This is a genomic window from Aetokthonos hydrillicola CCALA 1050 (assembly GCF_017591665.1).
Taxonomy (GTDB): Bacteria; Cyanobacteriota; Cyanobacteriia; order Cyanobacteriales; family Nostocaceae; genus Aetokthonos; species Aetokthonos hydrillicola.
The window spans coordinates 23,676-46,566 of record NZ_JAAKGC010000002.1 but is presented as its reverse complement, the minus strand read 5'-3'; the positions used below and the strand labels follow the sequence as shown (position 1 = coordinate 46,566).

The following is a 22,891-nucleotide window of genomic DNA, read 5'->3' as shown; positions in this document are numbered from 1 at the left end:
ATAAATAATTCCTCAAAATTTAACAAGCCCAAATGGAAAGGATCAATCTCAAACCTTTTCATTTAAAACCGTCACCGTTAACCATTATGGTAAGGTCATCAAAGAACAAACCAAAAACGCTCATTATTTTAGAGAAAATCTCGGTAACAACATCATCCTAGAAATGGTCGCCATTCCAGGCGGTAAATTTCTCATGGGTTCTCCAGAACATGAAGCAGAACGCTCCAGCAAGGAAAGCCCCCAACACGAAGTAACTGTTCCCCCCTTCTTCATGGGTAAATACCCTGTTACCCAGGCACAATGGCGGGCTGTGGCGGCTCTTCCTCAAGTAAACCGAGAACTTGAACCCGAGCCATCAGGGTTTAAAGGCGATAATTTACCAGTAGAACAAATTTCTTGGTACGAAGCGGTAGAATTCTGTGATAGAGTATCAAAACATACTAAACGAGACTACCGACTTCCTAGCGAAGCACAGTGGGAGTATGCCTGCCGTGCTGGCACGACAACCCCGTTCCATTTTGGCGAGACAATCACGCCCGAATTAGCAAACTACAACGGTAACTGTACATATGCCTCCGCTTCTGAAGGAGAGTACCGTCAGAAAACGACTCCTGTAGGCAGCTTCAGGGTTGCAAATGCATTCAGTCTATATGATATGCATGGTAATGTTTGGGAGTGGTGTGCGGATAAATGGCACTACGACTACGAAGGCTCTCCTAGAGATGGTAGTTCTTGGATTGAAATTGAAGGAAATCTTGTGTATCGTTTGCTGCGCGGTGGATCTTGGCCCTACAACCCCAGGACTTGCCGTTCCGCGTCTCGCTTCTCCGACAATCCGGGCTACAGGGACTATACCTTTGGCTTTCGGGCTGTGGTGTCCGGCGCGAAGACTTAATTCTTTACAGTCGTGTGCTTTCACCTTCTACCATCTTTTCTTTTTTATACTTTCCCCGACCATAAATACTATGAAGCAAATAGTAAATTTTGTCAAGAGGGTGGGATCAGTTATCAATTAACACCGCACCAGACACCTTGATAGCGTCATAACTGTTTTACTGTTTACTGATAACTGTTCATGAATTCGCCACCACCTAGGTAATATGCGCTAGACTGACAGCATTGTCAAAGATAGCTGGCTTGCTTGTCATGGGTCGTTGGTTCAACATCTCAGGTCCCTGTAAACCTGAAAAACACTACATGCTACCACCTACCAAAAGGTTGCCTAAGTTGTCGCGGTTGATTGAGCAAGAAAGCTACTTTGTCATTCATGCTCCGCGTCAAACAGGCAAAACTACAGCAATGCTAGCGCTAGCCAAAGAATTAACAGAAAGCGGACGCTATACAGCAATTACGGTATCAGTAGAAGTAGGTGCTCCTTTTAGTGACGATCCAACGTTCTTTGAAATACCTATTCTCGACTCGTGGAAGGCAATCGCGCAGTTTGATTTACCCGAAGATTTACGCCCTCCTAATAATTGGAATACAGCACAACCAGGACGGAGAATTCAAGGTGCTTTACAAGTATGGGTACAAGCATCTCCAAGACCTTTGGTATTATTTATTGATGAAATTGACTCTCTGCAAGATAATGCATTGATTTCTATTTTGCGACAATTGCGCGATGGTTATCGAGGTCGTCCTACAAATTTTCCCGTAAGTGTTGGGTTGATTGGTTTACGGGATGTGCGAGATTATAAAGTGGCTTCTGGTGGTAGCACAAGGTTAAATACAGCAAGTCCATTTAATATAAAAGATCGTTCACTGACGATGAGAGATTTTAATGCTGCTGAGGTGGGAGAATTATACCAGCAGCATACAGAGGATACAGGGCAGATTTTTACACAAGAAGCGATCGCAACGGCGTATGATTTAACTCAAGGACAACCTTGGTTAGTAAATGCCTTGGCGAAAGAAATAGTTGAAGAATTGGTGAGTGATAGGGAGATAGCAATTACAGCAGAGCATATTCATCAAGCGAAAGAAATACTGATTTCACGTCAAGATACTCACCTTGATTCCCTAGCAGAAAGACTGACTGAATCGAGGGTAAAAGCAATAATTGAACCAATGCTAGCAGGGTTAGAATTAGGTTTGGTATCTAACGATGATATCCAGTTTGTAATTGACCTAGGTTTATGCAAAATGGATCCATTAGGAGGATTGGTAATTGCTAATCCCATTTACCGTGAGGTTTTGCCCAGAGTGTTAACAGTTGCTCCAATGGCTTCTTTGCCTCATATCACACCAACTTGGTTAACTTCTAAAGGTGAGTTAGATGTAAATGCTTTGCTAGATGTATTTATCGAATTCTGGCGTCAGCATGGAGAACCTTTACTTGGTACCACGTCATTCCATGAAATAGCACCACACATAGTACTAATGGCATTTTTACATCGCGTTGTAAATGGGGGTGGAAGCCTAGAACGGGAATATGCAATTGGTCGTGACCGTATGGATTTATGCTTAAGGTACAAAAATATTACCTTAGGAATAGAGATAAAAGTTTGGCGAGATAAAACAAAAGACCCAGAAGAGCAAGGGTTAGACCAACTAGATTCTTATCTAGAGCGGATAAAAGTAAATTACGGTTGGTTGTTCGTTTTTGACCGGCGTAAAAATGCACCACCTTTTAGCGAGCGGTTGCTAACTAAAACTGCTACGACAAAAAAAGGACGTTCCGTGGTTATTATACGGGCTTAGTAAAGCCTTGGATTAATACGATCGCGAATTTCTCCATAAAGATTCACAAGCGTAAACAAAATAGGTCGAAAAATAACTATGATCACAACAGAAGTCGTGATATGGCTACAAGAACGGACGGCTTTAGGAATTTTGCCGCCTGAACCCTTAAATGCGATCGCTCAAGTTATTGAAGAAAAAGTTATTCCAGCTAACCAAACTCTAGTTACCGAAGGCACCGCCCCAGAAGCATTATACATACTTCTAGAAGGTAAACTTGAAAGCCATAGTAGCAGTCAAATAAACCCATCCTTAGCTATTGGGTTTCTTCCCGGATCAGTCATTCACCTCCAAGAATTACACTTGGATGAATTGGCTATGCGCACTATCACGACTGTAACAGAATGCCGTTTGTGGGCTGTGCCTGCAGCTAAGTTTCGAGAATTAGTCAGCAAATACCCCGAAATTAATCAGGCCATTTCTCGTCAAATGGCACAAGAAGTAGTACAGTTAACATCTGCGCTAACTTACGAACAAGAACGTTCTGTAGCCTTGCGACCCTATTTAGTTACCAAAGCAAAACGGGGAATTGTCGGGACAAGTCGTTACGCAATACGTCTGCGAGAAGAAATTAGAGAAGCTGCTGCAGAACGCAAGGCAGTACTTATTTTCGGAGAACCAGGATTAGAAAAAGACAATATAGCGGCTTTGATTCATTTCGGTTCTGCAAAGCGCCGAGAACCAATCATTAAAGTTGAGTGTAGTCTTCTCCAGGCTAGCGGTGCTGATTTGTTTGGTCGGTTTGGGGGTAAGCCAGGACTGCTGGAATGGTTAGGAGAAGGTACTTTAGTACTCAATAACATTCAAGATGCACCCCAAGAGTTAGTGCCTGATTTATGTAATTTAATACGAAATAATACGTATAAACCTGTAAGTCGCTCAGAAGATCCAACCCCTGAACCTCGCATCAGCCAAGCCCGAATATTGATAATATCCGAAAAGAATCAGTCAAAAATAGAGCGTTCGGTTGGTCAGATTATCAAAGTACCACCTTTACGAGTACGAAAAACTGATATTAAAGCTCAGGTGGAATACTATATCAGTCTTTATACGAAGACAAACAGTATTCGTAAACCTAAAGTCACACCAGAAGCCATACGGCGCTTACAATCCTATGATTTTCCTGGTAACCTTCAAGAATTGCAAAATTTGGTAGAACGGGCGATTGTTCAAGCAGAAGGAGCAAAAGAGTTAACAGAAGAAATTTTTTGGTCAGCACAAACCAAGAAAAAGCAATTTCGAGTAAATCTTTTAAACGCCTACCCTGGCTTGCGTAAGTTCCTGCGAAGTCCTTGGTGGACTGATCGAATTAACTACGGTTTTACATTAACTGTATTCCCGATCATTATAGCAATACTATTTATTGGTCCCCAAACTCGCGATCGCAATTTCGCTTTAAATCTATTTTGGGCTTGGTGGTGGCCTTTTTTCCTATTGGCATTTCCCTTTTTAGGTCGCGTTTGGTGTTCCGTCTGTCCGTTTATGATTTATGGAGAAGTCACGCAAAAGTTATCATTGTGGCTGTTTCCTAGACAATTAAAACGTTGGCCTAGACAAGAAGCTGAAAAATGGGGAGGATGGTTTCTGTTTGGGCTGTTTACCTTGATTTTTTTGTGGGAAGAACTCTGGAAGTTAGAAAACACTGCCTACCTATCAGCTTGTTTGCTGCTATTAATTACTGCTGGGGCGATGATTTTCTCTGCTATTTTTGAAAGACGGTTTTGGTGTCGTTATCTTTGTCCAATTGGCGGGATGAATGGTTTGTTTGCCAAACTGTCGATGACTGAACTACGCGCACAGCAGGGTATCTGTTCTGCAACTTGCACAACGTATCAATGTTACAAGGGGGGACCACAAAAAGGCGAGGGGATGGAGACTCTTGGTTGTCCTTTGTACTCTCATCCTGCACAGTTAGAAGATAACAGAGATTGCGTACTGTGCATGACTTGTCTCAAAGCTTGTCCTCATCGTTCTGTGGAATTCAATTTACGTCCTCCGGGGATCGAACTCTGGACAACTCATGTACCCCGCAGCTACGAAGTTGCATTGATGTTTTTGCTATTGGGTGGAGTTTATCTCCATCGTTTACCAGAGTTACAATCTTGGTTGGGATTACACCTAGATTTAACACAGTTTTTACCGCACTTAGGGATATCACTTTTGGCTTTGATGATCCCCGTTGCTATTCCCTTTGCCGCATACGGGTTGATGGTCGGTTTGTACCGGTTATCTCAAAATCGCTTTAAGCCAAGACGATTTGTAGAACTTGCTTATGGTTACTTACCATTGGTTTTGGGTGGTAACTTGGCTCATTATTTGCGTTTGGGTTTAGCAGAAGGAGGGCGGATTTTGCCTGTGACTTTTGCGACTTTTGGTCTTCAAGGTGACCAATTACCTGTATTGGTTGCTCATCCAGCGGTGATTGAATTTTTGCAGGGTACAACGCTGATTGTTTCAGTTCTGTTAACTATAGTGCTGATACAAAAAATTGCTCGCCAACCGATGCGATCGCTCTTTTGGCAGCACTTGGCGGCGATCGCGTTAGGAGCAACTATGTGGAGCATTATTGTTTCACCTTGAATGCATTACCAAAATTCCACTCCCGCCAAAGGATTTAAGGTCAGTTCATAAAAGTGGCGGGAAACCCCATTCCCTTATGGGTGGAGAGGGACAAGCTATTGGTAACTTTTTCCTATGCCCTATGCCCTATGCCCTATGCCCAAATTATATATCTTCAACCTCTAGTTGAGCTGCTGTTACTGCGTCAAAAGCAAAAGCAAAAACTAGCGGCATCGGGCACCTGAATAGGTAACTAGAAACAATGGCAACGATTGTACCCATAACCGCTAATAATGACCAAAATCTCTCCTCAACAGTCAATCCTTTTTCGGATTTAATCACTCTAAGAACGTGAGGTGGGATTGGTTCAGGTATGACTCCTCCAGGAGGAAACGCCCAATAATTGTCACAGCGCTCTATAAATAGCTCAGTCCAGCCATTTTCATGGCACCATTCTTCAATCCATTCGTCACGGTAATGTTTCATATTGTTTCGATTCTGTTGAAAAGTTGTTGAGGAACTCAGATAAAATGTGTTGCAAAAATCCCTCTAAAGGAAGAGGGATTTATAAAAATTTAGTGAATGGTTAAGATTGCAATAATTTAGTTTATTTTACTTTTGTTAAGTATTATTAAAAATAATTTGTCATCTGTAATAACAACTAAAAAAAGAAATTACTTAATTAAAAGACTAGCAGGATATAACACTATCTTGATCGAAAAGAAAATAAACTTTACGTCGGAATTTCAATTACCTTCACTTATCTTCACAAAAGCCGAGACGCTACGTATTAATGCTTGTGAAGCACTAGAATCATGCCAATACTGCTCGGTTAAGGAAGATCGTAGGTTGGGTAGAGCGCATAAGCGTTACCCAACGAACCCTTGTATGTGTTGGGTTTCGTTCCTCAACCCAACCTACATTAAATATAAATTTTTGGCTTAACCGAGCAGTATTGAGAATCATGCTATTTTACTGCCAGACCATATATATCTGAGAAGTAAGAACGTCCATGTAACGGTATTTTGTTACTGTAAAAAATACTTAATTAAAGTTTAACTTACGCTCGTATGACAGTGATGAAACGTTGATTGATTGTGGTTACAATTTCAGTCGATAGGCGCTCTTCAATTGGTAGAGCCTTGCTTCGTCGGTCGAATATGAATAACCAACCAAAGTCTAATCCTAATCGCGCTAAATATGATTCTAATTGTTCGATCCCTTCAGCTTGGGGGTCGCGTTTTTTATCGCGCCAGACTTTTAATTCGATTGCTAGGGTGGTAGAACGGTATCTCAAACATAAATCCATGCGGTCGCTACCAATTGCGTATTCGCGCTCAAGGGTTCCACCACCATTAGCGACACGATGCAAGAAAGCCATTAGTACTATATGAGGAGCAACTTCATGGTATCCAGTACTATTCAATAATGGTTCTCCATGCTGAAGCCAAAATTTTAAACATCGCCGCAGGGTTTTGTCGCAATAAGTTGGTTATTCTTGTAAACTAGGACTCTGCCATAATTTTCGTCTTTAACAGCAACATAAAGATAATTTCTGTTTCTAAACCTGTAGACAGTATCTCCTCTAGAGTTCTTACCTACTGTACCCCCGTCAATTACAAGATTGGGACGTCTAAGATCAGTGGGAATGTTGTAGGCTTTGTAACGAAGGGTTCCATCGCTTAGACGAGAAACTTCAACAATGACACCTTCAGCGCTACAATTAAAGACCGCTCTGGATGCAAGAGCAGACGAAGGTACTCCAAATGTTGCTGTTAAAAGCGAAGCTGTTGCTGTAGCTAATATTGTCCAAAAGGATTTCATTTTTAAGCTTTTCATAAAACCTCGATATATTTGAACACCATGTGGCTTAACAGTTATCAGTGGACAGTAAACAGTTATCAGTTAATCTCCAATAATGAATTGAGGTGACTTAATCACGAAAATATTTTGTTTCTTAGTTGCCTGATAACTGCCTTACCTCCCTTTGTCCTCAACTGTGAGTTATTAGCATGACATCAGGATTAGCTTTAAGTCATCGTGGAAAATAACATCAAAATGCTAAAGCTTATATAAAGGTTGTTTTTGTTCGGTCATCCAGTTGATGCGATAAGCTGAGAAGTAACGATTGTATATAAAACTTATTATTCTATATGCTTTGGCAACGACTGGTAATGTTAGCATTGTTAATCGGCCTGCTTTTATGGCCAACACCAGCTCTAGCAGATTGGACTCATCCAATGTCATTTAGTAACGCAGAGTTGACAAGACGGGATTTTTCTGGACAGAGTTTGCAAGCATCAGAGTTTTCTAACGCTAATATGGAACTCGCTAGCTTTGTTGATGCTGACTTGCGGGGAGCAGTTTTTAGTGCTTCTGTGATGACAAAAGCAAATCTACACTCAGCTGATTTGAGTAATGCAATGCTAGATCAGGTAAACTTGACAGGGGCGGATTTGAGTAATGCTGTGTTAACAGAAGCTATTTTGCTGCGGACTATATTTAAGGATGTGGATATCAAAGGAGCAGATTTTACGGACGCAATTTTAGACAAGGCGCAAATCAAAGAACTGTGTATAAAAGCCAGTGGCGTGAATTCTAAAACTGGTGTGGAAACTCGTGATTCTCTGGGGTGTACATGAAGCGTGTTGGTGTAATTGGTGGCGGACAACTAGCAGCTATGATGGGCGGTGCTGCTCATAAGCTAGGGGTGGAATTGGTAGTACAAACTCCTGGGGTTAATGATCCGGCTGTGGCGATCGCACAAGATACGGTTTTGGCAGCAGTGGACGACGCGATCGCCACAGCTACGTTAGCCACAAAATCCGATTTCATCACCTTTGAAAATGAGTTTGTCAATCTCGATGCTTTATCACCCCTAGCACAGCAAGGGGTGTGCTTTCGCCCTAGACTTGAAGCATTAGCGCCTCTTTTAGATAAATATCACCAGCGCTGCTATTTACGCGATCTGGGTTTACCTGTACCAAAGTTTTTTGCCCTGGAGGAAAACAAGGGCGATTTTTCCGAGTTAGGATTCCCACTTGTTTTAAAAGCTCGACGCCACGGTTACGATGGACAAGGAACTTTTATAGTTAACCATGTCGACGCCTTAGCTGAGTATACCAAAAGTAGTAAAAACTGTTTTTTACTAGAAGAATTTATCCCCTTTGAACAAGAGCTTGCAGTAATAGCAGCACGTTCTGTAACTGGCGATGTGGTTACTTACCCAATAGTGGAAACTCAACAAGAACAACAGGTTTGTAGGCGTGTGATTGCGCCAGCGAAGATCGCACCAGAAGTAGCAGCAAAAATAGAATATATTGCTCAAACTATACTCAATAGTCTAGAAGCCGTAGGAGTTTTTGGAATTGAACTATTTCTCACCACTGATGGCAAGGTACTCGTCAATGAAATTGCACCCCGCACCCACAATTCAGGACATTTCTCTCTAGACGCTTGTGAGACTTCTCAATTTGAGCAACATTTACGAGCAGTTTGTGGGTTACCTTTGGGTAGTACTGCCTTGATTTGCTCCGGTGCTGTCATGGTTAACCTTTTGGGATATGAAACTTCCCAGAGTGACTACATTAATAAACGTGCCTCACTTGAGAAAATTCCCCAAGCTCACGTTCACTGGTATGGTAAAACAGAGTCACGTCCTGGACGTAAGCTAGGACACGTTACGGTTTTGTTGAATAGCAGCGACAAAAATACGGCAAGTCAGATTGCTCAAACTATAGAATCTGTATGGTATCCCAGTTAAATTAGCGAGAAACTTTTAATTTTGGACACACAAAACCAATAGTAAAGATATAATAGAGATGTTTCACTACGACGTTGGTGACTGCCATAAAGTTTTTTGATCTATGCCTTTAATGATAAGGGAACCATTAGATCTCGTGGCAGTAGACCGGGCATGTACCCGGAAACTTTAAACGATGAGTTTGGTGCCCACCTGGTTTAACCAGGTCATAAACTTAGGTAAAACGGCGTTGCGGTGAACTTAAAATAATGAATAAGCTCCTAAGTTACATCTTAGGAGCTTTAATTATTAGAATTTTTTATATCATTGATAAATAATTAAAAATTAGAGATCTATAATCCCATCCATATAGTTTAATAATATAGTGTGATTATTGATTACACTAACTCTTATATCTAAATCACTTACTAACAAGAAATCACCGACCTTCTTATAAAGAGAGACTACGCGTAACTGGAAACTTGTTCTCTGAGAGACATACTTGCTGACTTCTCCCGTCAAGTATCTTGTGAAAAGCGTTCTAATTTATACCAAAGAATGCCTTACAAGTTTCCTACTTTATAAGCAAAAACAAAAAATAGGGAGAACATAACTCCCTTTTTCTATGAGTAAAAATTAATAACCCAACTATTGGGCTATATTGAGAGGAAAACTGTAAAGAACTTGTTACACAAACCAATTAATAGCGTGTTTCCAGCTTCGGTAATTAAATTAGACAATGGCTTAACTGTAATTCATCAAGAAATTCCCACAACCCCTGTTGTTGTGGCAGATATTTGGGTGCGAGCAGGCTCAAGAATTGAGCCAGAACCATGGTTTGGGATGGCTCATTTTTTAGAACACATGATTTTCAAGGGTACTGCAACACTAGCTCCAGGGGTATTCGATCACAAGATTGAAAATCAGGGTGGTATAACAAATGCAGCGACAAGCTATGATTACGCTCATTACTCGTTAATTACCGCCTCCGCTTACCTAGAAGATACTCTGCCTTACCTAGCGGAATTGTTACTAAATGCAGCAATTCCAGAAGACGAATTTATCCGGGAACGGGACGTTGTTTTAGAAGAAATCCGTCAAGCATACGACAATCCAGACTGGATAGGATTTCAATCTCTGATTTCAAGGATTTATCAACGCCATCCCTATGGACGTTCGGTGCTGGGTACTCAGAGAGAACTGATGCAGCAATCACCAGAAGCAATGCGCTGTTTTCACCGCGCTCACTACCAACCAGAAAACATGACTGTGGTTATTGTGGGAGGAATTCCACAGGAGCCTGCTTTGAAGATAGTCAGTAAATCATTTACAGACTTTTCTGAAGCTTGCTGCGGTTGTCTACCAAACGAGGAAGAGATTCCAATCATTGCTGGAATTCAGCGTCAAGAGCTTTCATCACCACGATTAGAGCAGGCACGGTTACTAATGGCGTGGACTGCGCCAGGAGTTGAAGAACTTCGCACTTCCTATGGTTTAGATTTGCTCTCAGTATTACTCGCACAAGGAAGAACTTCTCGATTAGTGCGCATTTTGCGAGAAGAAAAGCAACTAGTGCAGAGCATTTATAGCAATTTTTCGTTACAACAGAAATCTAGTTTATTCACAATTACAGCTTGGTTAAAACCAGAACACATAGAGTACGTAGAAGCCTTAATTTGCCAACACTTGGACGATTTGCTTTCTGTTGGGATTAGCGAGCAGGAGCTAGTTCGTTGTCAACGCTTGCTGTGTAATGACTATGCTTTTTCCACAGAAACACCAAATCAGCTTGCAGGGCTATATGGTTACTACAACACTCTAGCCAGAGCAGAATTATCAGTCACTTATCCAGAACAAATACAATCCTTTGATAGTCAACAACTACAAGAATTAGCAAAAAAGTATCTTTCTTCCAGCAATTATACCATCACCGTACTCAAACCCAGATAGTATTATTCATTACTAACCATACACCCCAGTCCCCAGTCCCCAATCCCCAATCCCCAATCCCCAATCCCCAATCCCCAATCCCCAATCCCCAATGCTGGATATTAAGCAAATACGAGACAATCCTGAATTAATTCAAGAAAAGTTGAATACTCGTGGTGGCAACTACGATATTCAGCAGTTCGTTGAGTTTGATAAACAACAACGAGAATTAGAAGCACGGCGCAGTCAGCTTCAGGCGCGTGGTAACGAAATTGCTAAATTAATTCCTGAAAAGATTAAAGCTGGTAGCGATCCTAAAGGAGGAGAAATTCAAGCTCTAAGGGATGAAGGTAGCTCTGTTAAAACTCTTATTGCTACACTTGAACCCGAGGAAAAAGATCTCACAGCTAAAATTAACGAAGTTTTACTTGCACTTCCTAACTTACCAAGTGACTCAACCCCTGTTGGCAAAAGTGAGGATGACAACCCTGAAGTTCGCCGTTGGGGTGATGAGTACATTCCCCAGAATCCCCATATTCTTCCTCATTGGGAAATTGGTGAAAAGTTAGGGATTCTTAACTTTGAACGTGCGGTGAAGGTTGCCCAAAGTCGCTTTGTAACCCTGATAGGTGCTGGTGCTGGGCTAGAGAGAGCATTAATTCAATTTATGCTCGATCGCCATATTGCAGCAGGCTATGTGGAAGTTATTCCTCCATTTTTAGTTAACACTGATTCTTTAACAGGTACAGGTCAACTTCCTAAATTCGCTGAGGAAAGTTTTAAGTGTGCGGCTGATGACTTATGGCTCACTCCTACGGCAGAAGTACCTGTAACTAACCTTTACCGTGGTGAAATTGTTTCTGCTGACGATTTACCCATCTATCACTGTGCTTATACTCCCTGCTTTCGGCGGGAAGCTGGTAGTTATGGGCGTGATATGCGCGGATTAATTCGCTTACATCAATTTAACAAGGTCGAATTGGTGAAGTTTGTTCATCCGAGCACTTCTTTTGAAGAACTGGAAAAATTGGTGGGAAATGCAGAAGCAATTTTACAGGCTTTGCAGCTACCTTACCGCGTGATAGAGCTATGTACTGGAGATTTAGGATTTTCTTCTACTAAAACCTATGATTTAGAGGTTTGGCTTCCCTCTTCTGGAAAATATCGGGAAATTTCTAGCTGCTCGAATTTTGTAGACTTCCAAGCTCGAAGAGCCCAAATCCGCTTTAAAGAAAGCAGCAAGAAGGGAACCCAGTTTGTCCATACGCTCAATGGTTCTGGTTTGGCAATAGGGCGTACAATGGCAGCAATTTTGGAAAATTATCAACAAGAAGATGGGACTGTGAAAATACCACAAGCCTTACAACCTTATTTAGGACGAGAAATTCTTTAAAGAAGGAGTCAGGAGTCAGAAGTCAGGAGTCAGAATTAATCTCGCCCTAATAAGTAGGAAAATATTCCATTGAGTCTAGTGCAACAGTTGTTCACAATTCTACAATAAAGGAATGTCTCACTCAATAAAGCTCATTAATTTTTATATATGTCAGTTTTAGCGGCGATCGCAGTCTTAGCTGTTCTGATCCTAGTACACGAGCTAGGACACTTCATCGCAGCAAGATCTCAAGGTATTTACGTTAACCGTTTTTCTCTCGGTTTTGGTCCGGTTATTTGGAGGTACCAAGGAAAATTAACTGAATACGCTATCCGCGCATTTCCTTTGGGAGGCTTTGTTGGCTTTCCTGACGATGATCCAGATAATACTATTCCACCAGAAGACCCGAATCTTTTGCGTAACAGACCAATACTAGATCGGGCGATTGTTATTAGCGCAGGAGTGATAGCAAATTTAATATTTGCTTACTTCCTTTTGGTGGTACAAGTTAGTACTGTTGGAATAACTCAAGCTGGACCAGCTCAACCAGGGGTTGTGATACAACAGCTAGCACCAAATGTCAGTTCTGTCGCTACAAACGCGGGAATTCGTCCAGGGGATATCATTTTAGGAGCGAATCAAAGAGAGTTTGGAGCATCACGGAAAGAATTAGAGGCTTTAAGGGAAATTATTAAAACAAGTGCTGATAAGCCTGTTCAACTCAAAATTGCCCGTGGTAAAGAGAATTTATCTGTGACTGTGGTTCCAGAAGCTAAACCAAATGGCGGTACCATTGGCATTGGACTTGCTCCTAACATGAAAGTTGAACGTCATCGTGTGAGTAATCCCGTTCGAGCTTTGCAGATCGGTGCTGCTGAATTTCAACGGATTGTCTTGATGACATTTGACGGTTTTAGACAACTGATCACTAATTTTGGTGAAACAGCTAATCAAGTTGCTGGGCCAGTTAAAATTGTGGAGATTGGTGCTAACATTGCCAAAAATGATGCAGGCAGTTTGTTCTTCTTCGGTGCTCTCATTAGCATTAACCTGGCTGTCATCAATATTTTGCCTTTACCAGCTCTAGACGGCGGGCAACTGGCTTTTCTTTTGATAGAAGGGCTACGTGGTAAACCCTTACCCACTCGCATTCAAGATGGTGTGATGCAAACTGGTTTAATGCTACTTTTAGGCTTAGGGATTTTTCTCATCCTGAAAGAAACTACTCAGCTAGAGTGGGTGCAAAAGTTATTCCAGTGAGTAATAGCAAGATAAGCTTATCCCAAGAGCAACGAGCGTTAGAAATTTTAGTTCGCCTCAAGCATCTTTATCCAGATGCAACTTGCTCCTTGAGCTACGCAACACCAGTACAACTGCTGGTGGCTACTATTCTCTCTGCTCAGTGTACTGATGAGCGAGTCAATAAGGTTACACCAGCTTTATTTAGCCGGTTTCCAGATGCAGCTAGTTTAGCAAATGCAGATTTGGTCGAGTTAGAGGATTTGGTTCGTTCAACTGGGTTTTACCGCAATAAGGCTAAGAATATCAAAGCTGCTTGTTCAATGATTGTTACGAACTTTGGTGGTGAAGTTCCTCAACAAATGGAACTGCTATTACAGCTTCCTGGTGTAGCACGAAAAACAGCAAATGTAGTCTTAGCTCATGCTTATGGAATTAATGCTGGCGTTACGGTAGATACCCACGTTATGCGTCTGAGCCAGCGCTTAGGGTTAACTGAACACTCAGATCCTATCCGCATCGAACGAGATTTGATGCAGCTATTACCTCAACACGATTGGGAAAATTGGTCCATCAGGCTAATTTATCACGGTCGTGCTGTTTGTAAGGCACGCTCTCCTTTATGTGAGGCTTGTCAACTTGCTGAGGTTTGTCCTTCTAGGGAATAGGGCAAGCCCCTTTGGGGAAGTCAAAAGTCAAAAGTCAAAAGTTGGGAAGTAGGGTGTATCAGAAAAAATATCATGTGATAGTATATATTATGGAAGATGCTGTCTTTTATGATTTATAGGTTTTATGGCAAAAAAGAGCATGATTGAGCGCGAAAAGAAGCGCGCTAAATTGGTTGAGAAGTACGCCCAAAAGCGGGAAGCATTGCTGGAAGAGTTTAGACAGGCAGAATCTCCTTTAGATAAGCTTGAGATTCATCGTGAAATTCAACAGCTACCCCGCAATAGCGCTCCTAATCGTCGTCGTAATCGCTGCTGGCTTACTGGTCGTCCAAGAGGAGTTTACCGCGATTTTGGACTTTCTCGAAATGTGCTTAGGGAATGGGCGCACGAAGGGCTTTTACCTGGAGTTGTTAAGTCTAGCTGGTAAGTTAGCGGTTAGTGGGAATTTATTGACGACTAACAAGCATTCATTGTCCGCAACATCTATCAATTCCCAAACTTTCTAAAAGTAGATCGCTAACAGCGTTGGCGATCGCAAATTCCCCATAAAAGCTTTTAGAAAAATCAAACGACTGCATCTCTGTGACAATAGCAATCACTAAAGAACCTAAGTCGTTTTCTCCTTCCATTCGTTGTCGTACAAAAATTTGTGCGGCACGTGTGGCAATTGTATGATTAACTGCTTCTGGAAGAAACTCTTCATCTAGCCATCGATGCAAACGCTGTTGTAACCATTCTCCCTCAAGTTTGGGATCTGTGGGCGCTGGTAAAGTGATTGATGGAATAGGTTCTGTCATTTTCTTGTTTTTTTATCACATTTGTCTGTGGGTTGTTGTTTATTAAAACAACTCACGCTAACTGCTAGCTATGCAATATGACACTGCTGCCATTATTCAAGGCTATGCTCAAGGATATTTTCTCATGGCTGATGAGAATGATGAGTTGGGGTGGTATAGTAGCCGCGATCGCACTCTGATTCCTTTAGATCAGAAATTTCACTACCCCAAATCCCTACAGCGTGTTCTTAATCAAGAACGTTTTAGCGTAGCGATTAACCGCGATTTTAAAGCGGTGGTAGCTGGATGTGCTAATAGAGAGACTACTTGGATTTCACAAGAGTTACAACAAATTTATTGGGAACTTTACCTGGCGGGCTGGGCGCATAGTTTTGAAACTTGGCAGAATGATACACTTGCTGGGGGAATTTTAGGGATTGTGATTGGAGGTGCTTTTATTGGCGAGTCGATGTTTTACCACATCTCTGAAGGCTCGAAAGTGGCGATGGTAAAGTTAGTAGAAAGATTACGGGAAAGAAAGTTTATATTATTTGACGCTCAGATGATGAATCCTCATTTAGAAAGGTTTGGTGCTTATCAGGTTGGGGATCAAGAATATAATACTTTACTCAAGCTAGCTTTACAGCAAAAGTGTTCTTTTTTGTAAGTAAGTCGGTGAGAACATGATAACTGATAACTGATAACTGATAACTGTTCACTGATACCGCTTTTCCGTAACTAATGTAAGACTTGTCCATTCACCTTTATCGTCGTAGCTGCGAATCATTCTTTGGCGTAAGTTGGGTTGAATTAACCAACCAACCTCAAGAAATAAGCGTTGACGTAATTGTACATTGAGTGGTGAAGTAGCAGAAGCTCCATCGGGTAGAAGGAATACTTGTACCTGCTTTTGAGGATTTTGGTCAAAATGAATAATCGAGCCTTTTATGGTAGCAGTTGAGGTAATCGTGTGGTTGCCAAGCGTCGTACTTTGTGTTAACTGATTGGAATTATTAAGTTCTAATTGCATCTTGACTGGGTAAGTTTCAGGAGAACGCCAGTCTGGATATATAGTAGTGGCTTCACCAAGCCATTCTCCAAGTAGATCATCTATTGTTAGAGGTGGGTTTTGTACTCGTTGGGTTCCAGCAAGATGTTCTCGGATTAAGGTGAGTCTCTCTAGTTGAAGATTTTTATTAAAAAGTTGTACGAGGCGTAAGCGCCGATTTTCATAAATTAAACCGAGTTCAGCCCCAAACTCGGAAAATGGAGCAACCTGTACTATACCTTGAGAAAATGCTCCATTTTCAAAAAATAGTGTATTTCTTCCCAGAGAATTGTACTCCAGAACTAAATCTTGTTCTCCTTGACGTCGGACGATCTGGCGCATTGTCTGGTTATTATTCAAGCCCTCGAAAGAAACTACACTTTGGATATCTTCCAAAATTTCGCCTTGTGGTGAAATGCGCGTGAATGAACCTTGCCATTCACCAAGATTTTTCAGCAGAGCTTCCCATTGTGATGTCATAGAGCAGGAGTCAGGAGTCAGGAGTCAGGAGTCAGGAGGGATCTTAAGAATAAAAGGGTTCAAATTTAAATGCCTATCTCATTGATTCTGAATTCTATCTTCTGAATTCAGAATTCTCTCTTCTGACTCCTTGTTTAGTTTACGGCAAATAGGCTACCTAATAATCCTACTGCTGCACCAGATATTAAGAGAATCAGAGGTAATAGTATAGTTTGTGCGGGAGTCAGTTGTATGCCATTACTGAGAAATTGGATAAATTCTGGTTGATTCGCTAGTAATTTTGCTAGAAACTGTTGTATTAGGGTAATGAGTGAGCCTGCGATCGCGCCCGCGACTAAGCCAAAAGTCATTCCCTGTAAAATAAATGGTAGATGAATCCACCTTGAGGTTGCGCCTACAAGCTGCATAATCTCAATTTCTTGGCGTCGCGCTATAACGATCAGGCGAATGGTGGTTGTGGTAACGGCGATCGCAGTTAATGTCAGAATACTTGTGATTGTTAGCGAAATCCAGTTCAAACCTCGATGCAACTGAGAAATCCTTTTCACTGCTTCATCGACATACTCCACTGCATCAACTTCGTGTAACTTGGCTAGCTTGGTTGCTAAACTTGTTACAATAGACGAGTTCCGTGCCCTAACCTTTATCTCATCAACTAAAGGATTTTCCCCTAACTGATCAGTAGCACTCTCAATATCCGAAATTTTAAGATCTTGAACTAATTTACTCCAAGCTTGGTCTTTGGTAATTATTTTAATATCGGCAACTTCTGGCATTTGTGCTACGAGTGGCTGAATATCTTGTGCTTCCGCATCTGATTTAAGATAAACTGACAGCTCTAACTGGCTACCAAATTGGTTAAGCAGTTTTTCTAATTGCCAGGAAGTTTGCAAACTCATCCCAAATAAAAATAGTAACACTGTGATAGTACTTATAGCAGCCCAATTCATCCAGCCGCCGCGTTGCAAACCAAGAATTGTTTCTTTGAGTAAGTAATCGAGTTTGTTTAGTGACTTAAACACTCTACACCCCAGGGTTTACAGTTATCAGTTATCAGTTATCAGTTATCAGTCAAGAATAATGTGTTTATCTTGACGAAACAACACTTTAACAGTTATCAGTGAACACCGCACCATACTCCCTAAGCACTGATAACTGTTGACTGTTCACTGTTTCAGCTCCTTGATAACTGATAACTGATAACTGTTCACTGTAGAAGGTTAGGAATTGTTAAGATGAACAATATATAAAATTGAGCGAGTCACAGAAGTATGCCTGTAGAAATTGCTGTAGAGAAGAAAAAGTTAAAAAACCCGCCATTAGAACTTCATTACCTGGGTAATCGCGTTCTACGTCAACCTGCTAAGCGTGTTTCTAAAATAGATGAAGAGCTACGTAAGACGGTGCGCGAAATGCTGCAAACAATGTACAGCAATGATGGTATTGGGCTAGCAGCGCCTCAAGTAGGAATTAACAAACAACTGATAGTCATTGACTGTGAACCAGATAACCCCGCCAACCCTCCTCTGGTGTTAATTAACCCAGTTATCAAACAGTTCAGCGGTGAAGTGTGCCTTGCTCAAGAAGGGTGTTTGAGTATTCCGGGAGTGTATATGGATGTTAAACGCCCGCAACTTGTAGAAATTGCCTATAAAGATGAGTATGGGCACCCTAAAACCTTGAAGGCTGGAGAATTACTAGGACGTTGTATTCAACACGAGATTGATCACCTCAACGGTGTGGTATTTGTAGATCGTGTGGAAAATTCTTTGGCTTTAGTACAAGAATTATCTAAGCATGGGTTTTCACATCAAGCTGTTAAACCAATTGTATAGGGTGGTGTCTTCGTGAATACAATGACTCCCAAAAGCGGATTATTCCTTGCTTGTTCGTGTATAGCAGCGATCGCCGCAGTTGGATCGATTTTTGAACTGTCCTCTGGGCAACCAGATTTAGGTAACCAGGTAACAACGATTATCTTGGCGGCAAGTATTCCACTTACAGGATTATTTTTTGTTGCTGCTGTGAAGGACGCAAAAGCTAATATGAAATAAGTATCCTTCAGTTAACTTCATATATAACATTAGCTACTTATGCCAAAAGCAACTTGGAACGGAGCAACTTTAGCCGAAAGCGATAAAACCGTCGTTGTGGAAAACAACCATTACTTTCCTCCTGACTCTGTTAACAAGGAGTACTTTAAGGAAAGTAACACCCACACAACTTGTCCTTGGAAAGGTGTTGCAAGTTACTACACTATTGAAGTTGATGGACAAGCTAACAAAGATGCAGCTTGGTACTATCCCAGCGCCAAGGAAAAAGCAAAGCAGATTGAAGGGTATATAGCCTTCTGGAAAGGAGTTAAGGTAGAACCTTAAAACAGTGAACAGTGAACAGTTATCAGTTAACACCAAATTCTTGACTGATAACTGATAGCTGATAACTGTTAACTGTTAAGGATCATCAGATATTTCATTTAACCTAAGCTCCCAGGGTATGCCTTTGTCGCTCGGTGGACAAAGGCGAATTTTTGCATTGTCGGAAAACTGCTTTAACTTACCGACTATATGAGGAATAGCGTTTGTGAGCTGCCAATAGCTTTCTATGTCATAACAGACAATAATCAGGGTCAAAGAACTAGGTTTGGTTGTAAAATACCAGTGACAACTTGATAATAAAGCCCTTGTAATAGGTCCACAAGATTGGTAAAATCGTCTACCAGTTGCTTCTTCTAGTTGCCTTAGCAATAAGGCATCGAGTTCCGTAGACTGAACTGGAGGCATATCATCTGGAGGAAGGGAGTATTTATACATAATCAAAGCCCTTTCTGTATGATGGGGTATTTGCTTTAGGGCTTACGCAAAGAATTTGATTTAAACAACAATCGTTTGTTTAGTAACCAGATACTCAAATTAAGTCTAATCTGGGACACATCACGTATAACTCATGTTGCACCCTTTTATGATAATGGGTCAAACTCTCAAGATTTTTTTTAAGATCTAAGTTTATTAGTAACAAAGCTTTTAATTTTTTTTATAAAAGTTAATACTTTTGCACTTTATTATTCCCTTTGACTTCCTAACAGAGCTAATACTGCTCGGTTAAGAACCGGGAAATAAATTTCCCGGCTCAAACCTGAAACCCATTAAAATAGTCACCCCACCAAGGCAAAGGGGATTGGCATTAGTAAGATTCTCCCATGCCCCATGCCCTATGCCCCTTTTTGATTAATTACCTATAGTTGTTTCTGCTACGGGGAAAATTATAGAATCCAATGTTCGTAGTAATTCTTGCTCATTGTAGGGTTTGGAGAAGTAAGCTCGCGCCCCTAATTGCATTGCTAATTGACGATGTTTATCACTACTACGAGAAGTCAGCATCGCGACTGGTATATGTTTAAAGTCATCATTGGATTTTATACGCCCTAAAAAGCCATAACCATCAATACGAGGCATTTCAATATCACAAATTACGGCTTGAACTTTCAGCCCACTCTGCAGTTTTTCTAAAGCATCTTGCCCATCTTTAGCTTGTTCTACCTGATACCCTCCTTTTTCAAGAGTCATAGCTAAAAAGCGTCGAACATTAATTGAATCGTCTATAATTAAAATTGTTCCTTTTTGGTTTATTAATGGTGTTGTGAATTTATCACTAGTTGGGGAAAGAAAAGCTGTTTTTAATCTTGCTGATGGTAATTGACTAGTTCTGGATGTACGTTCATGAGTAGCGATCCAGTACAACAGCTCGTTTGTATTAACGAGTGCCACTACTCGACCATCGCCCATAATTGTACAGTTATTAAAGCCAGTAGGTAGAGAGATATTCCCCTCAACACGGCGCATAGCAACTTCCTGTTCACCCCAACAACGATCAACTTGTACTGCGACTGGTTGATTACCTTGGTTAATAATCAATGCACTCATCGCATTAATTGCTGGAGGGCTTTCTAAGTTAGGGCTGTCGTAGCGCGGGCAATTAAACTCTAAATAACGGCTTAAGCGAATCAGTGGTAGCATATTTCCTTGCCAATTTAGCACTTCATTGCTACCCATGGATAAAATCTGCTCGTTTTCGAGTATAAAGATCTCAGAAACCATATCAGTAGGAAATGCTAGTAACATTCTGTTACTTTCTACTAGCAGAACCCGCGCCACTGAGAGAGTAAATGGTACTGACAGTGTAAAGGTGGTTCCTGCTCCTGGTACTGTGTCGACTTTAATATCTCCGCGAACAAGTTTTAGCTTATTGCGCACTATGTCCATACCGACACCGCGCCCAGATAATGCAGTTACTTGATCAGATGTACTAAATCCTGGTTCAAAAATCAGGGATAATAGTTCCTCGTCAGTAGCTTGAGCTAGTAAAGCAGGCTCAAGCCCCATAGCTAAAGCTTTAGTGCGAATCTTTTCTAAGGAAATACCACGACCATCATCTGAAATAGTAATTATTGTACGATTACCATAATGATTAGCTTTAATTTCAATCAATCCTTGTTCTGGCTTACCGTTACCACGACGAGTTGCTGGATCTTCTATACCATGATCGAAAGCATTTCGCAATAGGTGCATTAAAGGCTCATTCAAAGCCTCTAAAATACTACGTTCAATCAAAGTATTAACGCCGTCAGTTTTCAACTGGACATTTTTGCCGTACTCCACACTCATATCACGCAAAGCTCTAGGAAAGCGATCAAGTAGATCTGTAAGCGGGCGCATTCGCACTTGAGTAAGCTTTCGCTGTAATTGCTTTGATGTTTTATTCAGTTTGCGGGAAATGAGATCTGTATCATCCAGGCTAAGTTGAATATCCGTGGTAACTTCTTGTACCTGAACGATGGTTTCCATCACTTCTTGAGATAGCAAGTTTAATTCGTTATAGCTATCCATTTCTAAAGAATCAAACTCGTTTCTGAGTTCTTGTGTCTGATAGCTATACTCGGATGTCACGCTTTCTTCAACTGAGTTATCAGATGCAAATTCTAGTGGTAAGAAACTAGATCTTCCTACATGTCCTGTAGCTATTCTGTCGTATGCTGTACGTAGTTGTTGGTTTTCTCGATCTAATACTTGGACTCGTTGGCTCAGACTACGAACAAGTTTGCGTAATCTTTCGAGATGCAAACTCAATCCGTTGCGCTGGATAATCAGTTCCCCAAATAAATCATTAATTTGTTCAAGTTGTCGGCTGGGAACTCTGACTGTATTTTCTTGAATTTCGCTCTTGCTAGTACCAAAAGCTGTTTCATTTTTGTGTTCGACAAATTTGTAATCTTTGGTGGTAATTTCCCGAGCCACTACCGTAGCTAGCTCTGGTAGGCTGTCATCGGGAATTGTGTTATCAGCAAACGCTGCTTCCAAAGCTTCAAAATCTGCTGCAATAATTTCTTGATCTAGCCAAGCTTCTTCAGCATTTTTTGCGCTTGTTGTTTGCTCTGCGTAGGAAGCGATCTCTTCTGTATTTAATAGGTAGGTTGTTTCTACTTGTGTAGAAAGCAACTCTGTTTGGGCTGGTACAGCTTCTACTTCTTCATCAAGTGTAGTGGGCAAGCTATCTAATTGATTTATAATCACCAAAGCTTGCGATCGCCTCCATGCTGCCAATGCTGCACGAGTAATTTCTTCTACCCGTGAAGGTTCGGCTGCTTCCAAGCGATTGGATACAGAGGCACAAAGCTGAGTAAAGGCTTTTAGCTGAAGCATTTCGCCCAAACCACCTAACTCAGCCGCCATAGTAGAGACTTCTTCTTTTAAAGATAGTCCTTCATTATCTGCCAACAAAGCTTCTAAACGCTGCAAACACCCTTCTACCTCTGTTTCAAACAGCAAGGGGAGAATTTCTTGTCCCTCTTCTGTTGATAACATCGTTGTGGCGTCTTCTGGGCTAGGATCCCCTAAACGCTCATGAAGTTCTTCAAAAACTGGCAAACAGAAGGTAGCTAACCACTGATCATCTACAGTATTCCCTTCTATCAGCAAGTCTACTATCTGCCGTAACCAATCCACCCCTGATAAAAGTAAACTGTGTAACTCTGTATCAAGTTCAAGAGAGTTTTTCTGAGTTTTTAAAACTTTAAAAGAATCTTCCAGACGGTGAGCCAACTCCGAGAGTGGGCGAAATCCCATCATCGCAGCGCCACCTTTTATAGAATGAGCAGCGCGGAGTGCAGCATTGATTTTTTCTGGAGCAATGCGATTACTTTTATCGATTTCTAACAATACCCCTTCCAGGGTATTGAGGTAATCTGTCGCTTCCTCCAGAAATTGCATCTGGATTTCAAGTTCTTTGTCCTGTGACATAGTTTTTAGTATTAGTCATTGATCATCATTAATCGTTAGTTAG

21 protein-coding genes, 1 other RNA gene and 1 pseudogene are annotated in these 22,891 nt (G+C 41.3%); 15 read left to right on the top strand and 8 right to left on the bottom strand.

The window, feature by feature from the left end; genetic code table 11:
- Positions 1 to 163: 163 nt before the first annotated feature.
- The 3 genes from G4P69_RS01405 to G4P69_RS01395 all read left to right on the top strand — a co-directional run bounded on the left by G4P69_RS01405 (position 164) and on the right by G4P69_RS01395 (position 5,319).
- Positions 164 to 895, top strand: a complete 732-nt coding sequence (locus G4P69_RS01405; RefSeq protein ID WP_310833506.1) for a formylglycine-generating enzyme family protein — start codon at positions 164 to 166, stop codon at positions 893 to 895.
- A 251-nt stretch (positions 896 to 1,146) separates the two neighbouring features.
- Entirely contained in the window at positions 1,147 to 2,700 is a 1,554-nt protein-coding gene (locus G4P69_RS01400) for an AAA family ATPase (RefSeq protein ID WP_208338339.1), read from the top strand.
- Positions 2,701 to 2,778: 78 nt separating this feature from the next.
- Positions 2,779 to 5,319, top strand: a complete 2,541-nt coding sequence (locus G4P69_RS01395; protein ID WP_208338316.1) for a sigma 54-interacting transcriptional regulator — start codon at positions 2,779 to 2,781, stop codon at positions 5,317 to 5,319.
- Between the two features lie 144 nt (positions 5,320 to 5,463).
- On the opposite strand, the gene G4P69_RS01390 is transcribed toward G4P69_RS01395, so the two are convergent.
- The 3 genes and pseudogenes from G4P69_RS01390 to G4P69_RS01380 form a co-directional block, all read right to left on the bottom strand.
- Complete coding sequence (locus G4P69_RS01390; protein WP_208338317.1) at positions 5,464 to 5,784, bottom strand: slr1957 family protein; 321 nt, start codon at positions 5,782 to 5,784, stop codon at positions 5,464 to 5,466.
- A gap of 574 nt (positions 5,785 to 6,358) precedes the next feature.
- Positions 6,359 to 6,763, bottom strand: a pseudogene (locus G4P69_RS01385) (ATP-binding protein); the annotation flags it as partial.
- Positions 6,754 to 7,122 carry a hypothetical protein gene (locus tag G4P69_RS01380; RefSeq protein WP_243902060.1) on the bottom strand — a complete coding sequence of 123 codons (369 nt, stop codon included), beginning with the start codon at positions 7,120 to 7,122 and terminating at the stop codon, positions 6,754 to 6,756. The pseudogene G4P69_RS01385 and the gene G4P69_RS01380, both read right to left, overlap by 10 nt.
- 350 nt (positions 7,123 to 7,472) lie before the next feature.
- On the opposite strand from G4P69_RS01380, the gene G4P69_RS01375 reads away from it, so the two are divergent.
- The 8 genes from G4P69_RS01375 (at position 7,473) to rpsN (ending at position 14,675) form a co-directional block, all read left to right on the top strand.
- Positions 7,473 to 7,940, top strand: a complete 468-nt coding sequence (locus G4P69_RS01375; protein WP_243902862.1) for a pentapeptide repeat-containing protein — start codon at positions 7,473 to 7,475, stop codon at positions 7,938 to 7,940.
- Positions 7,937 to 9,061: a 5-(carboxyamino)imidazole ribonucleotide synthase gene (locus tag G4P69_RS01370; RefSeq protein ID WP_208338320.1), complete on the top strand. Its 1,125-nt coding sequence runs from the start codon at positions 7,937 to 7,939 to the stop codon at positions 9,059 to 9,061. Before G4P69_RS01375 ends, G4P69_RS01370 begins: the two co-directional genes overlap by 4 nt.
- Before the next feature lie 60 nt (positions 9,062 to 9,121).
- A non-coding RNA gene (gene ssrS, locus G4P69_RS01365) (6S RNA) lies at positions 9,122 to 9,303 on the top strand.
- A 445-nt stretch (positions 9,304 to 9,748) separates the two neighbouring features.
- Positions 9,749 to 10,990 carry a M16 family metallopeptidase gene (locus tag G4P69_RS01360; protein ID WP_208338340.1) on the top strand — a complete coding sequence of 414 codons (1,242 nt, stop codon included), beginning with the start codon at positions 9,749 to 9,751 and terminating at the stop codon, positions 10,988 to 10,990.
- Positions 10,991 to 11,081: 91 nt separating this feature from the next.
- A complete protein-coding gene (serS, locus tag G4P69_RS01355; protein WP_208348178.1) occupies positions 11,082 to 12,362 on the top strand; it encodes a serine--tRNA ligase in 1,281 nt (426 codons plus the stop codon).
- Between the two features lie 147 nt (positions 12,363 to 12,509).
- A complete protein-coding gene (rseP, locus tag G4P69_RS01350) occupies positions 12,510 to 13,601 on the top strand; it encodes an RIP metalloprotease RseP (protein ID WP_208348175.1) in 1,092 nt (363 codons plus the stop codon).
- Positions 13,577 to 14,248, top strand: a complete 672-nt coding sequence (nth, locus tag G4P69_RS01345) for an endonuclease III (RefSeq protein ID WP_208346622.1) — start codon at positions 13,577 to 13,579, stop codon at positions 14,246 to 14,248. Before rseP ends, nth begins: the two co-directional genes overlap by 25 nt.
- 124 nt (positions 14,249 to 14,372) lie before the next feature.
- The gene (gene rpsN / locus G4P69_RS01340) at positions 14,373 to 14,675 is read left to right on the top strand and encodes a 30S ribosomal protein S14 (RefSeq protein WP_208348165.1); all 303 of its coding nucleotides are present in this window, start codon (positions 14,373 to 14,375) and stop codon (positions 14,673 to 14,675) included.
- A gap of 40 nt (positions 14,676 to 14,715) precedes the next feature.
- On the opposite strand, the gene G4P69_RS01335 is transcribed toward rpsN, so the two are convergent.
- Positions 14,716 to 15,045, bottom strand: a complete 330-nt coding sequence (locus G4P69_RS01335; RefSeq protein ID WP_208348155.1) for a hypothetical protein — start codon at positions 15,043 to 15,045, stop codon at positions 14,716 to 14,718.
- 70 nt (positions 15,046 to 15,115) lie between these two features.
- Between G4P69_RS01335 and aat the strand changes: the two genes are divergently transcribed.
- Positions 15,116 to 15,691, top strand: a complete 576-nt coding sequence (gene aat, locus G4P69_RS01330; protein ID WP_208348152.1) for a leucyl/phenylalanyl-tRNA--protein transferase — start codon at positions 15,116 to 15,118, stop codon at positions 15,689 to 15,691.
- 48 nt (positions 15,692 to 15,739) lie between these two features.
- Here the strand turns inward: aat and G4P69_RS01325 are convergent, their stop codons facing one another.
- Both G4P69_RS01325 and G4P69_RS01320 read right to left on the bottom strand, forming a co-directional pair.
- Positions 15,740 to 16,552, bottom strand: a complete 813-nt coding sequence (locus G4P69_RS01325) for a DUF3598 family protein (protein WP_208348150.1) — start codon at positions 16,550 to 16,552, stop codon at positions 15,740 to 15,742.
- Positions 16,553 to 16,686: 134 nt separating this feature from the next.
- On the bottom strand, positions 16,687 to 17,574 hold the full coding sequence (locus G4P69_RS01320; RefSeq protein WP_208348147.1) for a cell division protein FtsX: 888 nt from the start codon (positions 17,572 to 17,574) through the stop codon (positions 16,687 to 16,689).
- Between the two features lie 249 nt (positions 17,575 to 17,823).
- Between G4P69_RS01320 and def the strand changes: the two genes are divergently transcribed.
- The 3 genes from def to G4P69_RS01305 are packed head-to-tail and all read left to right on the top strand — an operon-like array spanning position 17,824 to position 18,930.
- Positions 17,824 to 18,387, top strand: coding sequence for a peptide deformylase (gene def, locus G4P69_RS01315; RefSeq protein ID WP_208348137.1), 564 nt, complete (start codon positions 17,824 to 17,826; stop codon positions 18,385 to 18,387).
- A gap of 21 nt (positions 18,388 to 18,408) precedes the next feature.
- Positions 18,409 to 18,606 carry a hypothetical protein gene (locus G4P69_RS01310; RefSeq protein WP_208348186.1) on the top strand — a complete coding sequence of 66 codons (198 nt, stop codon included), beginning with the start codon at positions 18,409 to 18,411 and terminating at the stop codon, positions 18,604 to 18,606.
- A gap of 39 nt (positions 18,607 to 18,645) precedes the next feature.
- Positions 18,646 to 18,930, top strand: coding sequence for a DUF427 domain-containing protein (locus tag G4P69_RS01305; protein ID WP_208346122.1), 285 nt, complete (start codon positions 18,646 to 18,648; stop codon positions 18,928 to 18,930).
- Positions 18,931 to 19,005: 75 nt separating this feature from the next.
- Here G4P69_RS01305 and G4P69_RS01300 read toward each other — a convergent pair whose 3' ends face one another.
- Both G4P69_RS01300 and G4P69_RS01295 read right to left on the bottom strand, forming a co-directional pair.
- Entirely contained in the window at positions 19,006 to 19,365 is a 360-nt protein-coding gene (locus G4P69_RS01300; protein ID WP_208346123.1) for a hypothetical protein, read from the bottom strand.
- A gap of 414 nt (positions 19,366 to 19,779) precedes the next feature.
- Positions 19,780 to 22,848 (bottom strand): hybrid sensor histidine kinase/response regulator, encoded by a 3,069-nt coding sequence (locus G4P69_RS01295; protein ID WP_208348130.1) that lies wholly within the window; start codon positions 22,846 to 22,848, stop codon positions 19,780 to 19,782.
- Positions 22,849 to 22,891 lie beyond the last annotated feature (43 nt).

Coding starts and splice junctions, on each gene's coding strand:
- G4P69_RS01380 (WP_243902060.1), bottom strand. CDS start 7,122: ATGAAATCCTTTTGGACAATATTAGCTACAGCAACAGCTTCGCTTTTA.
- G4P69_RS01310 (WP_208348186.1), top strand. CDS start 18,409: ATGACTCCCAAAAGCGGATTATTCCTTGCTTGTTCGTGTATAGCAGCG.
- G4P69_RS01395 (WP_208338316.1), top strand. CDS start 2,779: ATGATCACAACAGAAGTCGTGATATGGCTACAAGAACGGACGGCTTTA.
- rpsN (WP_208348165.1), top strand. CDS start 14,373: ATGGCAAAAAAGAGCATGATTGAGCGCGAAAAGAAGCGCGCTAAATTG.
- serS (WP_208348178.1), top strand. CDS start 11,082: ATGCTGGATATTAAGCAAATACGAGACAATCCTGAATTAATTCAAGAA.
- G4P69_RS01390 (WP_208338317.1), bottom strand. CDS start 5,784: ATGAAACATTACCGTGACGAATGGATTGAAGAATGGTGCCATGAAAAT.
- G4P69_RS01375 (WP_243902862.1), top strand. CDS start 7,473: ATGTTAGCATTGTTAATCGGCCTGCTTTTATGGCCAACACCAGCTCTA.
- G4P69_RS01400 (WP_208338339.1), top strand. CDS start 1,147: ATGGGTCGTTGGTTCAACATCTCAGGTCCCTGTAAACCTGAAAAACAC.
- def (WP_208348137.1), top strand. CDS start 17,824: ATGCCTGTAGAAATTGCTGTAGAGAAGAAAAAGTTAAAAAACCCGCCA.
- G4P69_RS01370 (WP_208338320.1), top strand. CDS start 7,937: ATGAAGCGTGTTGGTGTAATTGGTGGCGGACAACTAGCAGCTATGATG.
- G4P69_RS01300 (WP_208346123.1), bottom strand. CDS start 19,365: ATGTATAAATACTCCCTTCCTCCAGATGATATGCCTCCAGTTCAGTCT.
- aat (WP_208348152.1), top strand. CDS start 15,116: ATGCAATATGACACTGCTGCCATTATTCAAGGCTATGCTCAAGGATAT.
- G4P69_RS01325 (WP_208348150.1), bottom strand. CDS start 16,552: ATGACATCACAATGGGAAGCTCTGCTGAAAAATCTTGGTGAATGGCAA.
- G4P69_RS01295 (WP_208348130.1), bottom strand. CDS start 22,848: ATGTCACAGGACAAAGAACTTGAAATCCAGATGCAATTTCTGGAGGAA.
- G4P69_RS01335 (WP_208348155.1), bottom strand. CDS start 15,045: ATGACAGAACCTATTCCATCAATCACTTTACCAGCGCCCACAGATCCC.
- rseP (WP_208348175.1), top strand. CDS start 12,510: ATGTCAGTTTTAGCGGCGATCGCAGTCTTAGCTGTTCTGATCCTAGTA.
- G4P69_RS01405 (WP_310833506.1), top strand. CDS start 164: ATGGTCGCCATTCCAGGCGGTAAATTTCTCATGGGTTCTCCAGAACAT.
- G4P69_RS01305 (WP_208346122.1), top strand. CDS start 18,646: ATGCCAAAAGCAACTTGGAACGGAGCAACTTTAGCCGAAAGCGATAAA.